The organism is Dyadobacter sp. Leaf189, from assembly GCF_001424405.1.
In the GTDB taxonomy this organism is placed as follows: domain Bacteria; phylum Bacteroidota; class Bacteroidia; order Cytophagales; family Spirosomataceae; genus Dyadobacter.
In genome coordinates this window covers 170361-183121 of the sequence record NZ_LMPS01000007.1, presented here as the reverse complement: position 1 = coordinate 183121, position 12761 = coordinate 170361, and the positions used below count along the sequence as shown (strand labels likewise).

The following is a 12761-nucleotide window of genomic DNA, read 5'->3' as shown; positions in this document are numbered from 1 at the left end:
ATATGCTCCGCGTTCCTTCTGATATCAGTTCCTCCGAATTTGAGTCCCTGAAAATTCAGGATATGACTTTTGTTGCTTACCGCAATGAAGTATATCCGTCCAAATACGACGTGTTCTTCGAGGAGCACGCCGTGATTGTAGTCCTGGAAGGGGAGAAAAAATTCACTAGCCCGAGCCAGGAAGTTCATGTTGAAAAAGGGGATATCCTGTTTGTACAGCGAGGTTTTTATTTAATGTCCGAGTCTATTAATGAGTCTTACAAGAGCCTGGTTTTCTTTTTTGACGAGAAATTGTTGAAAGAATTTGTGGGTTTACATCCCGAGCTGTTTGATAGTCAGGAGCAAAAAACCGTTTTTGAAAATCCCATTCTGCTGTTGAAGTCAGATGAAAACTTTGAGAAGTTCATTCAGTCTGTTTTTCCCTATTTCCGTTCACGTACAGAGTTAAAAAATCATTTCCTCAGACTTAAATTTCAGGAGTTGCTTTTGCATTTGCTTGAACTGGATCATTCCAGGCAGTTGAGGGCGATTTTGTACAGTTTATACAAAGGCGAGAAGGTTGATCTGCCATTTCTGATGAACAGTTACTATCTCAAACCACTGACTTTAGACGAACTTGCCCGGCTATCGGGAAGAAGTCTTTCGGCTTTCAAACGCGATTTCCAGGATGAATTCCATACCTCTCCCGCGCTTTGGCTTAAAAATAAGCGTTTGGATTACGCAGATTTCCTGCTGCGAAACAGTACAAAGAATGTCTCTGAAATCAGTACGGAAATTGGTTACGAAAGCGTTTCCCATTTTATAAAGACCTACAAGGAGAAATACGGGGTAACTCCGAAGAAGCAGGGATGATTTGAGCCCTCGCCGATCTCAATCAATTTTATTATATATGTTTTAACTGAACTTACACACCATTGAAACTCTGCATGTATATCCGTCAAAAGCTTAGGAACAAGCAGTAATTGCCTTCTTGAAGCTGGAAATATCCCTTTTTCCAGACAGGATAATTTACCGGTACATGTTCTGCAAGGTAAGCAAATAAAGATTTCCGCTCAAATCGCGCCTTCAAACTAAAATCATTACTTTTTGACCCTTTACCGTTATCATTATTCGTTTGAATATGTGGTAATTTGTAATATCAATTCTCCCTTAAAGAAGTGGCTACGACCATAGTTTGTTCTTTAATGCCAGTGTTGAATAGGCGAAATTTCAATCTATCAAAATGAGTAACCAAGCAACTACCTTGTTTGACAAAGTGTGGGATGCACACGTTGTCCGCAAAATCGAAGATGGCCCGGATGTATTTTTCATCGACCGTCACTTTATCCACGAAGTAACCAGCCCGGTTGCATTTCTCGGACTCGAAACCCGAAATATCGGTGTTATGTATCCTGAGCGCACGTTTGCGACAGCAGACCATAATACCCCGACGATCAACCAGCATCTTCCAGTTGCCGATCCGCTTTCTGCAAACCAGTTGAAAGCACTCGAAACGAACTCTGCCAAATATGGCATTTCTCACTGGGGATTAGGCAATGCACGAAACGGTATTGTACACGTAGTTGGTCCGGAAAACGGGATTACACTGCCGGGAATGACGATTGTTTGTGGCGATTCGCATACCTCAACCCACGGTGCGTTTGGCGCCATTGCTTTTGGAATTGGTACTTCCGAAGTAGAAATGGTACTTTCTTCGCAATGCATTATGCAGCCTAAGCCAAAGAAAATGCGTGTAAACGTAAATGGAACTTTGGGCAAGGGAGTTACCCCGAAAGATGTTACCCTGTTTATTATTTCAAAATTGACAACTGCTGGCGCTACGGGCTATTTCGTGGAGTATGCAGGTGATGTCTTTGAAAACATGAGTATGGAAGGTCGCATGACCGTTTGCAACATGAGCATCGAAATGGGTGCGCGCGGCGGTATGATCGCTCCTGACCAGACAACTTTTGATTATATCGAAGGTCGTGAGCAGGCACCAAAAGGCGAGAAATGGGACAAAGCGCTGGCGTATTGGAAAACGCTCAAAACTGATGCGGACGCTGTTTTTGATAAAGAATATACTTTTAGTGCGTCGGAAATTGAGCCGATGATCACATATGGTACCAACCCTGGAATGGGACAAGGTATTTCCAAAACAATCCCGACTGCTGATCAGGTGGAAGGCGGCAAAGCAACTTTCGACAAGTCATTGAATTACATGGGCTTCCATGAAAATGAATCGATGATCGGCAAGAAAATTGATTACGTATTCATCGGCAGCTGTACGAATGGCCGCATTGAAGATTTTCGTGCATTTGCCTCTATCGTAAAAGGACGTAAAAAGGCTGATAATGTTACCGCCTGGATTGTGCCAGGTTCACATATCGTTGAATCTCAGATCAAAGAAGAAGGTATCCTGGATATTCTGACTGATGCGGGTTTTGAACTCCGTCAGCCTGGCTGCTCAGCTTGTCTGGCGATGAACGATGACAAGATACCTGCAGGAAAATACGCAGTAAGTACTTCCAACAGAAACTTCGAAGGCCGTCAGGGACCGGGAGCCCGTACCTTACTCGCCAGCCCACTCGTGGCTGCTGCGGCGGCGGTGATGGGGGTCGTTACGGATCCTCGGGAGTTGATGCAATGAAAGGAATTACACGGAGACGCACTGAGTTTTAAAAGGAGAACCACGGAGAATGGAGTTAAGTGATGTGACGGGAAAGATTATTGGCTGTTGCATCGAGATCCATCGCGAGCTTGGGCCAGGGTTGTTGGAATCTGCTTATGAAGAATGCCTGGCTTACGAGTTAAAGAGGGCTGGGTTGTTTTTCGAAAGGCAGAAACCAGTACCTGTTCATTATAAAGAAGTGTATTTGGAATATGGCTATCGAATGGACTTTGTAGTCGAGAATACAGTGGTAGTTGAATTAAAAAGTGTCGAAACACTTAATCCAATTCACGAAGCCCAGATCTTGACTTATATGAAATTCGCGGAAAAGAAAATTGGACTACTCATCAACTTCTATGTTCTGATCTTAAAAAACGGACTAAAAAGATTCGTAAAATAAACCTCCGTGGCTCTCCATTCTCTCTTCTAAACTCTGTGTCATAAAATCAAATCGAAAACTTAATAGCTGAAGTACTGATAAGACAACAGCATATAATAAAATGGCTTACGACAAATTTACCATACTGAGAAGCTCCGCAGTTCCCCTGCCGATTGAGAACGTTGATACCGACCAGATTATCCCTGCGCGCTTTTTGAAAGCGACGAAAAGAGAGGGATTTGGCGATAACCTTTTCCGCGACTGGCGGTACAATGGCGATGATACGCCAAAAGAAGACTTTATCCTCAACAACCCAATTTACTCAGGAAAAATCCTGGTTGGCGGACGTAACTTCGGAAGCGGATCCAGCCGCGAACATGCTGCCTGGGCGATTTACGATTACGGGTTCCGTTGCATAGTATCCAGCTTTTTCGCTGATATTTTCAAAGGTAATTCACTAAACATCGGCATTTTGCCAGTTCAGGTAAGTGAAGGCTTTTTAAACAAAATCTTCCTTGCAATCGAAGCCGATCCAAAAGCTGAACTGGAAGTTAACCTTCCTGAACAAACGATCACGATCGTCGCAACCGGAGAACAGGAATCCTTTGACATAAACGGCTACAAAAAACATAATCTGACGAATGGCTTCGACGATATTGATTATCTGCAGGCTATGAAGGAAGAAATCAGAGGTTTTGAGCTCGAAAGAATGTATTAACGGGCTATCAGCTTTCGGCTTTCGGCTATCATACTTTTGATTGGCCGATAGCTGACGGCCGAATGCCGACAGCCAAATATGGATAGTCGCTACATAGAAATAATGGATACGACACTGCGCGATGGTGAGCAAACCAGCGGCGTGTCGTTTTCTGCGTCAGAAAAGCTGACCATTGCCCAGGTCCTACTTCAGGAAGTAAAGGTCGATCGCATTGAAATCGCCTCGGCACGCGTGTCTGAGGGGGAATTTCAGGCAGTCAAACAGATCACAAACTGGGCGAAGGCACACGGTTTTCTTGACAAAATAGAAGTACTCACTTTTGTCGATGGCGACGCTTCTATCAACTGGATGCTGCAAGCCGGCGCGAAGGTGATGAACCTTCTTACCAAAGGTTCGCTCAACCATTTAACCCACCAGCTCAAAAAATCACCTGCCGCTCATTTTGAAGATATCAGGGCCGTCATTGAGCTTGCCGAATCAAAGGGCATTGAATGCAATGTGTACCTGGAAGACTGGAGTAACGGAATGCGAAGTTCTCCAGAATACGTTTTCCAATCGCTGGATTTCCTTTCCACACAGCCTGTCAGGCGGATTTTGCTACCCGATACGCTGGGCATTCTCACGCCTGCTGAATCGTACAATTTTGTTAAACAAATCGTCGATCGCTATCCAAAGCAGCACTTTGAATTCCATGCACATAATGATTATGACCTGAGTATCGCCAACGTAATGGAGGCACTGCGCGCAGGCGCTCACGGGTTGCATTTAACTGTGAATGGAATGGGAGAACGCACCGGCAATGCGCCTCTTGCAAGTACCATTGCTGTTTTGAATGATTTGATGCCGGAATACAAAACTTCGGTAAATGAAAGGTCGCTTTATACAATAAGTAAGATTGTCGAAACCTTCTCAGGGATCCGCATTCCTTCCAACAAGCCGATAGTCGGTGAAAGTGTTTTTACCCAAACTGCGGGGATTCACGCTGACGGAGATAAAAAGAACAACTTGTATTTCAGCAAGTTAATGCCCGAGAGATTCGGTCGCCAGCGGCTGTATGCTTTGGGAAAAACCTCTGGTAAGGCGAACATCGAAAACAATCTGCGTGACCTGGGCATTACACTTTCCGACGCTGATCTTAAAAAAGTAACTCAGCGGATTATCGAGCTTGGCGACAGGAAAGAGGCGGTAACACCGGAGGATTTGCCCTACATCATTTCTGATATCCTCGACAGCAATGCGATTGAAGAGAAAGTAGTGATTGTGAATTATGTTCTCACGCATTCGAAAAACCTGAAACCTTCGGCAACACTGCAAATCAAGTTTGGAGAAGAGGTTTTTGAAGAAAATGCGCAGGGAGACGGGCAGTACGATGCATTTATGAATGCGTTAAAAAAGATATATTGCCAAAAAGGGATCAGCTTACCAATGCTGACTGACTATACGGTACGCATTCCGCCAGGCGGAAAAACCGATGCGCTTTGCGAGACAATCATTACCTGGGAGATCAATGGAAAAGAAGTAAAAACCAGGGGGCTCGATTCTGACCAGACATTCTCCGCCATTATGGCTACTCAGAAAATGCTGAATTTGCTTGGTGTGCCGGTCAATGTCCCATTAGTTTCTCCTCTGGATTAAATGCGTAGATTTGAAGTATGGACAAGTCGAGTTTATATCATCATCTGAAAAGCTATCTCCTGCAAAAAAAGATAGTAAAAGCTGCTGTATTCGGTTCGTTCGCGCGAAATGAAGAGCGCGACGATAGTGATATCGACCTACTTATCGAAGGTGAAAACCTGACCATGTTTGATATACTTCGCATTGAAGACGAATTAGGATCAATTTATAATAGAAAAATAGATCTGGTGGAATACAAAGCTATTAAACCTTCTATCAGGCAGCATGTTTTCCAACATGTCGTCCAACTGATATGATTCGTGATGACAAAGTATATATTGAAGATATAATTCAATCCATACAAATAATACAGGAGCATTTAGAAGGCAAAACTGAACAGGATTTTGAAGGAAGCTTACTATTACAAGATGCTGTTTACAGGCGATTTGAAATAATAGGTGAGGCGGCTTCAAAGGTTTCTGAACAGTTTAAAAAAGAACATCCCGCAGTCGAATGGAGACTGATGAAATTAATGCGTAATAAGCTGATCCACGAATATTTCGGGATTTCACCTGCTAGTATTTTTGCGACTGTTCAGGAAGACCTTCCACAGCTTCTTTCAAAATTAAATCCAATATTATACTGATTATCAATTAAATACTTTAATGAAAAAAAATATCCTTATTGTACCCGGTGATGGAATCGGGCAGGAAGTTACTGAGGTTGGAAAGAGTGTCCTGGTGAAGATAGCGGAGAAGTTTGGGCATGAATTCATTTACGACGAAGCATTAATGGGCCACGCTGCAATTGAAGCGACAGGTAACCCGCTTCCTGACGAAACACTTTCCAAAATGCGCGCTTCGGATGCAATCCTTTTCGGCGCAGTAGGTCACCCCAAATATGATAATGATCCGACAGCCAAAGTCCGCCCGGAACAAGGTCTGCTGAAAATGCGTAAAGAGCTGGGTTTGTACGCCAATTTGCGCCCTATTAAATTGTTTGACGAGCTGCTGGGCGCGTCTTCCATTAAGCCTGAAATTCTAAAAGGATCAGACATTCTCTTCTTCCGTGAGTTGACTGGAGATATATATTTTGGCGAAAAAGGGCGTAAAAACGACAATGATACTGCTTATGATATCGCTGAATACAGCCGCTATGAAGTAGAAAGAATTGCCCGTAAGGCATTTGAGGCTGCGCGCACAAGAAGAAAGAAGCTTTGCTCGGTAGATAAAGCGAACGTATTGGAAACCAGCCGCCTTTGGAGAGAGGTTGTGCAGGCACTTGCTCCTGAGTATCCTGATATCGAAGTAGAGCACCAGTTTGTGGATTCTGCTGCGATGATGCTTATCAAAGATCCGCGCCGTTTCGACGTGGTGGTAACTGCCAATTTGTTTGGTGATATACTAACAGACGAGGCAAGCCAGATTGCGGGTTCAATGGGTATGCTTGCATCGGCTTCGGTTGGTGACAGTACCGGTGTTTACGAACCGATTCATGGTTCCGCACATGACATTACCGGTAAAGGAATTGCCAATCCGCTTGCATCCGTATTGTCAGCAGCATTGCTCCTGGATATCTCTTTCGGGTTGAAAGAAGAATCGGATTCGATCATTGCGGCTGTGGACCAGTTGCTTAAAGACGGGTTCAGGACCAAAGATATTGCTGATTCAACTACCGCAGCAGACAAAATCCTGAATACGCAGGCGGCAGGAGTTGAACTTTTGAAAAGATTATAAACTAACCGAAGTTTTGCCAAAGAATATTTGTTGCAATCAAAACTTCTGCTTTCTTTGCAATATAAACCAGTTGTCAGCGAATTTTCGCCAGGTACTAATGAACGCACTTCAAAGAAATTCAAATCTTCTCATTCAGATAGTTCCGTGACACGGGAAAAGGTTATGTTGTGATTTCATTTCGAACCCTTTCCTGCTTAGGAAGGGGTTTTATATTGCTTAAAAATTATTAAATTCGTATCCATTAATTTTTAATTCCCACCAATGAGTAATCGAGTTCAGATCTTCGACACAACTTTGAGAGACGGCGAGCAGGTACCCGGCAGCCAATTGACCACCGAAGAAAAGATTGTTGTAGCGAGTCAACTCGAGAAGCTGGGAGTAGATATTATTGAGGCCGGATTTCCTGTATCAAGCCCTGGCGACTTTCGCTCTGTGGTAGAAATTTCAAAAGCAGTTCGCGAACCGATTATCTGCGCATTGTCGCGGGCAGTACAAGGTGACATTGATGCAGCGGCAAATGCATTGCAATATGCAAAACGCGGACGCATTCACACCGGCATCGGCTCTTCGGACATTCACATTCAGCACAAATTCAATACGACGCGCGAGAAGATCCTGGAAAGAGCAGTAGCAGCTACGAAATACGCCAAATCCAAGGTTGAAGACGTAGAATTTTACTGCGAAGATGCAGGCCGCGCGGATTTGGTTTTCCTCTCGCAGCTCGTTGAAGCAGTAATTGGAGCAGGCGCGACCGTTGTCAACATTCCTGATACAACAGGATATTGTCTTCCTGAGCAATACGGCGGCAAAATCAAGTACATCTTTGAACACGTTTCCAATATTCATAAAGCTACTATCTCGATCCATTGTCACAATGACCTTGGTCTTGCCACTGCCAATTCCCTTGCCGGAATTTCCGCAGGCGCCCGGCAGGTAGAAGTCACGATCAATGGAATAGGCGAGCGCGCCGGTAATACTTCGCTCGAAGAGGTTGTTATGGCAATGCGTGTCCACCAGGATGAGCTCGGCTTGGAAACTGGCATTAACACGCAGTTTATTTACCCGACAAGTCAGCTGGTTTCAAAAATGATGCGTATGCCCGTGCAGGCTAACAAGGCGATTGTCGGTCGCAATGCATTCGCGCATTCATCGGGAATTCACCAGGATGGTTTTCTTAAAAATAACCTGACTTACGAAATCATGAGCCCGCAGGACGTGGGAGTAGATAAGTCGGACATCGTCTTAACGGCAAGAAGCGGACGTCATGCATTAAAGCATCGTTTTGAGCTCCTGGGTTTCAGTTTTGAAAAATCAAGCCTGGATGAACTATATACGCGTTTTCTTGAAGTCGCTGATTTGAAAAAAGAGGTAAATGACGCTGACCTGGTTGATTTAGCAAAAACTGCTATTCCGGCTTGATTAGAATATGCTTAGAAATGCTTAACTCCTTGAATCTGAATTTGATGTTTTAAAGAAATTTTTGTAATGTTACATATTCAATAACATCCATCAGATTGCAAAAAGCCCTCGGTGATTCTGACTAAGGGCTTTTTTCTTGTTTAAAGGATAATGGTGCGGTTGTTGTGAATGAAAACGCGGTCGTTAAAAACGAGTTTCAGCGCCTTCGATAAAACCGCTTTTTCAGTATCCCTCCCCAAAGTAGCCATATCAGCAGCCGTTTGTCGGTGATCCACTGATTTTACATCCTGCGCAATAATAGGCCCCTCGTCAAGATCGCTATTCACAAAATGGGCGGTCGCCCCGATGATTTTTACACCACGTTCATAAGCCTGCCTGTACGGATTTGCTCCCACGAATGCAGGAAGAAAAGAATGGTGGATATTGATAATTTTATTAGGGAAGTGATCCACAAATGCGGGTGTAATAATGCGCATATACTTGGCAAGAACGAGAAACTCCGGCCGGTATACATCGAGAGTTCTCAGTATTGCTTCTTCATGCTCCTCCCTTGTTTTATCCTCGTGAGAGATAAAGTGAAATGGAATGCCAAATTTGCCAACAAGCGGCTGTAACTTATTGTAGTTACTCACTACTGCGAGGATATTTGCATCCAGCTCATCGAATGCATACCGGATCAGCAGCTCGCCCAGACAGTGATGCTCCTTAGTCACTAAAATAACGATATCTTTCTTCTTCTTGGGATTGATCCTTAGGTTCAGACCGGCAGGCAACTCGCTCTGCAATATTTTTAAAAGTTCGTTTACGTCCGTTTCACCTTCAAATTCTGTCCTCATGAAGAAGTACCTCGACGGGCTCACATATTCGTCATTTCGTATGATATTCTGATTATGTGTAAAAAGAATGCGTGTTACCTGGTAAATCAACCCTTTATGATCAGGGCCGTCCATTAAAAGAATATGTTTTTGAATCATTTAGCTTTGTTTACTGTCTAATCCGGTAACCAATATCTGAAAATTTCTGTTAGCTAATTTCCATAATTCAATATTCAATGGCAGAAGAACTGATTATACCAGCTGATTCCGACCGCGCCGGTGCTTACGAAGCGCTCATTCCGCAAATTGCCGGACTTATAGATGACGAAAGTGACCTGGTTGCCAACCTCGCGAACATTGCAGGCGCATTAAAACAAACTTTCGGGTTTTTCTGGGTTGGATTTTACATTGCGAAAGAAGGACAGCTCGTACTCGGTCCTTATCAGGGGCCAATTGCCTGCACCCGTATTCCTTTTCACAAAGGCGTTTGCGGAGCCAGTTATTCTAGAAAAGAAACGATCATTGTCCCCGATGTAGAGCAGTTTCCAGGACATATTGCTTGCAGCTCTGCGTCAAAATCCGAGATTGTATTGCCTGTATTTCATCGAAACGGCACCGTGGCAATGGTTTTGGATGTTGATAGCGACGAGCTGGATAATTTCAGCGAGGCAGATGCAGACGGACTTGGCAAGATCCTGCGCATGCTTGAAAAGAAGTTATAAAAAAAAGGCTTTCCCCTTTCGGAAAGCCCTCAACAATAGCATTGTTACCAGGTTAATTCAAAGAGAACATCGGCAGTCGCAAAGCAACAACATTATTAAACATCAGCTTCGTGATTTTCGGATCCATATAGTCAATCAGCGGAAACTCGGATACAAGTGACATTACCTCAAACTCACTGTCCGCCCTTACGACGCACCATAGCCGGGAGTAATCATCAGATAATGCATAGGACATCATTCGTCCCATTTCCATAAGCTCATTGATCTTCTTCTTCTGTGCTGGTATTTTTGCCGTGAAATCCTCCGTAAGCACCGCCGGAAGTTGTATTTCAACCATATATTGGCTCATAGGTGATAAAGTTAGGTTTACAACAAATACCTTTCTTCTTGTGTGTGATCTGTTTATAAAATGATATGCACCGGTTATTAGTTCCTCAAAACAACATACGAATATTCTGGAAAATCCGGCCAGTACTTTCCAACCATTTAAACGCGATCTGTGTCGTATTATGTACGGATTGCGGTTTTCAGTATTTCAAACCCAGCCAAATCGAAGCAGTATTCGACTACCTTTGGGTAAGGGTGCTGATTTTAAATCATAAACCGAACGAAGCACCCCCAACCTTCGGATGACCTTTAACGAACAGGAACTGGTGAGAGGCTGTAAACAGCGCAACCGCACCGCCCAGAAGCAGCTATACGATGTTTTTGGGGGAAAGTTGTTCGCTATTTGCCTTCGGTACACCAAAAACCGGGCTGATGCGGAGGATGTTTTACAGGATGCTTTTATAAAAATATATGAGAATATAGATTCTTTCAGGGCAGACAGTCCATTGGAATACTGGTTACGCTCGGTCGTAGTAAATACCGCGCTCAACCACCTGAGGCAGCAGAAGTACCTGAAAGATCTGGATGACATTGATTACCATCTCAATGGGATTGCGGACAGAGAGTTTACACTGGGTAATTTCCAGATGCAGCAATTACTGGAGCTGATCAGGGAGTTGCCGCCAGGTTGCCAGACGATCTTTAACCTCTATGCCATTGAAGGTTATCAACACAATGAAATAGCTCAAAAACTGGGCATTTCAGAAGGAACTTCCAAATCGCAATATGCGAGGGCAAGAACACTCCTTCAACAAAAATTGAACAAGGAAACAAGATTTGACGATGGATCCGTCCGGAATAAACAATTTTGAAGAACAGTGGCGAAAGGCGCTGAGCGATGCTTCTGAAACTCCCCCGAAATCAATCTGGGAGAATATAGAAGCGCGTCTCGACGAAGAGAATGAGAAGGGGACAGTTCTTCCGCTTTGGTGGCAGTCAAAAAAGTTGTGGCTTGCTGCCGCATCGGTTGCTGCTTTGCTGGTCGTAGGTGCAGGAATGTGGTATTCCAATTTCAGGAATGCGCATCATGGAAATGATCTCGCTATCACGAAATCAGCTGTAAAGCCTGATTTACATTCAGCTGACTCTGATACCTCAGGTACAGACATTAAAGATAATGAGGCAATTGCAGCCGCTGGAAATGAAGAGAATTCTTCGGATAAGCAGTCTGATATTTCTGATAAAAACTCAGCCATTGCGGGCACTGGAAATGCAGCACGTAATTCGCCGGCTTGGAAAAATAGCCGCACCAATGCATTAGCGAAATCGGAAAGGTCTGGTGTACAGCCTTCCGGAAGGGATACCTACTCAAAACACACTCTGCCCTCGGAGCAGGAAAACATTGCCGCAGTATCGCCAGCTGCCCGTGAACCTGAGGCTCCGCTTTTGACACAAAATAATACAGACCAAAATGCGGCTTCGCCGAAAGTGCTTGCGGGGCGTTCCTATAATGACCTGGATGTGCATTTCCAGAAAAGGTATGTATTCTTTAAACCTGATGTGATTGCAGAAGAAGAGATAAAGCCCAAAAAACACAAAGAATATTGGGCTGGTATCGGAGTAATGCCCGCTTCTTTTAATCCCGACGTGCAGGTTAAGCAAACGCCACAAGCCTTTTCTTATCAGGCGCTTTCAAGTGCGAGAGCGGTTTCCGGTTCCAGTGAGGCAGGTGCTTCTTATGCTTTGCAAACACAAGGCGGAATGCGGTTTTCGAAACACTGGTCGGTGGAACTTGGTCTTAGCTACCTGCAGGCAAACTCTTCTTATGAAGGCGGCGGGTACCTGCTGAATGCTTATAACCAATCGGCTAACGTACTGGAAAATGCATTGGCCGACGCTTCTCCGAGACCGTCTTTCTCAGCCGAGAAAAACTTTAACAATGGAACTGCCTATATCGATGTAGCCAAAAAGGTTAGCAACAATTACCAATACCTGCAAATGCCGGTACAAGCTGGTTTTACGCTCAATCCTGACAGAAAACTGAGCTACTCTCTTCTGGGCGGTATGATGGCGAATTTCTTCCTGAGCAATGAACTTGAAGCCGCTTCGGGCGAGATTATCACCACCACAGCCAGCGACGAAATATACAGAAGTGTGAACTGGGCTGCCACCACTGGTTTGAGGTTCAATTACCGCCTTTCCAACCAGTGGAAAGCGAGTTTGACGGGCTCTTACCAGAGATCTGTTTCATCAGGTTTCAGATCTAACCAAACGCTGGACGCACATCCTTACCTGTACGGAGTGTCCTGGGGAGTCAGGTATTCATTTTAAAATTGTTCGAAACCTCTTCCAACCTTCGTTAGGGTTTTTGAATCTGAAAAG

Annotated in this window: 14 protein-coding genes; 12 read left to right on the top strand and 2 right to left on the bottom strand. The window is 44.3% G+C overall.

Annotated features, from left to right (window positions below):
• Window positions 1-2: 2 nt before the first annotated feature.
• The 9 genes from ASG33_RS22340 (at window position 3) to ASG33_RS22300 (ending at window position 8515) form a co-directional block, all read left to right on the top strand.
• Window positions 3-851: a response regulator transcription factor gene (locus ASG33_RS22340; protein WP_056290943.1), complete on the top strand. Its 849-nt coding sequence runs from the start codon at window positions 3-5 to the stop codon at window positions 849-851.
• A 370-nt stretch (window positions 852-1221) separates the two neighbouring features.
• Complete coding sequence (gene leuC / locus ASG33_RS22335) at window positions 1222-2628, top strand: 3-isopropylmalate dehydratase large subunit (protein WP_056290941.1); 1407 nt, start codon at window positions 1222-1224, stop codon at window positions 2626-2628.
• Between the two features lie 49 nt (window positions 2629-2677).
• The gene (locus ASG33_RS22330; RefSeq protein ID WP_056290940.1) at window positions 2678-3049 is read left to right on the top strand and encodes a GxxExxY protein; all 372 of its coding nucleotides are present in this window, start codon (window positions 2678-2680) and stop codon (window positions 3047-3049) included.
• 100 nt (window positions 3050-3149) lie between these two features.
• Complete coding sequence (gene leuD / locus ASG33_RS22325) at window positions 3150-3746, top strand: 3-isopropylmalate dehydratase small subunit (RefSeq protein ID WP_056290938.1); 597 nt, start codon at window positions 3150-3152, stop codon at window positions 3744-3746.
• Between the two features lie 78 nt (window positions 3747-3824).
• A complete protein-coding gene (locus tag ASG33_RS22320) occupies window positions 3825-5381 on the top strand; it encodes an alpha-isopropylmalate synthase regulatory domain-containing protein (RefSeq protein ID WP_056290935.1) in 1557 nt (518 codons plus the stop codon).
• Window positions 5382-5398: 17 nt separating this feature from the next.
• On the top strand, window positions 5399-5677 hold the full coding sequence (locus ASG33_RS22315) for a nucleotidyltransferase family protein (RefSeq protein WP_056290934.1): 279 nt from the start codon (window positions 5399-5401) through the stop codon (window positions 5675-5677).
• Window positions 5674-6006: a DUF86 domain-containing protein gene (locus ASG33_RS22310; protein ID WP_056290932.1), complete on the top strand. Its 333-nt coding sequence runs from the start codon at window positions 5674-5676 to the stop codon at window positions 6004-6006. The genes ASG33_RS22315 and ASG33_RS22310 overlap by 4 nt, the downstream gene beginning before the upstream one ends.
• Before the next feature lie 19 nt (window positions 6007-6025).
• Window positions 6026-7096 (top strand): 3-isopropylmalate dehydrogenase, encoded by a 1071-nt coding sequence (gene leuB, locus ASG33_RS22305; RefSeq protein WP_056290930.1) that lies wholly within the window; start codon window positions 6026-6028, stop codon window positions 7094-7096.
• Between the two features lie 261 nt (window positions 7097-7357).
• Window positions 7358-8515 carry a 2-isopropylmalate synthase gene (locus ASG33_RS22300; protein ID WP_082489376.1) on the top strand — a complete coding sequence of 386 codons (1158 nt, stop codon included), beginning with the start codon at window positions 7358-7360 and terminating at the stop codon, window positions 8513-8515.
• Window positions 8516-8655: 140 nt separating this feature from the next.
• Here ASG33_RS22300 and purU read toward each other — a convergent pair whose 3' ends face one another.
• Window positions 8656-9489, bottom strand: coding sequence for a formyltetrahydrofolate deformylase (gene purU, locus ASG33_RS22295; RefSeq protein WP_082489375.1), 834 nt, complete (start codon window positions 9487-9489; stop codon window positions 8656-8658).
• Window positions 9490-9566: 77 nt separating this feature from the next.
• Here purU and ASG33_RS22290 point away from each other — a divergent pair, with 77 nt between their 5' ends.
• On the top strand, window positions 9567-10052 hold the full coding sequence (locus ASG33_RS22290; RefSeq protein ID WP_056290926.1) for a GAF domain-containing protein: 486 nt from the start codon (window positions 9567-9569) through the stop codon (window positions 10050-10052).
• Between the two features lie 52 nt (window positions 10053-10104).
• Here ASG33_RS22290 and ASG33_RS22285 read toward each other — a convergent pair whose 3' ends face one another.
• On the bottom strand, window positions 10105-10401 hold the full coding sequence (locus tag ASG33_RS22285) for a muconolactone Delta-isomerase family protein (RefSeq protein ID WP_056290925.1): 297 nt from the start codon (window positions 10399-10401) through the stop codon (window positions 10105-10107).
• A gap of 280 nt (window positions 10402-10681) precedes the next feature.
• On the opposite strand from ASG33_RS22285, the gene ASG33_RS22280 reads away from it, so the two are divergent.
• Together ASG33_RS22280 and ASG33_RS22275 are read left to right on the top strand one after the other, a co-directional pair.
• Window positions 10682-11251, top strand: coding sequence for an RNA polymerase sigma factor (locus ASG33_RS22280; protein WP_056290923.1), 570 nt, complete (start codon window positions 10682-10684; stop codon window positions 11249-11251).
• On the top strand, window positions 11223-12710 hold the full coding sequence (locus ASG33_RS22275; protein ID WP_056290921.1) for an outer membrane beta-barrel protein: 1488 nt from the start codon (window positions 11223-11225) through the stop codon (window positions 12708-12710). Before ASG33_RS22280 ends, ASG33_RS22275 begins: the two co-directional genes overlap by 29 nt.
• Window positions 12711-12761 lie beyond the last annotated feature (51 nt).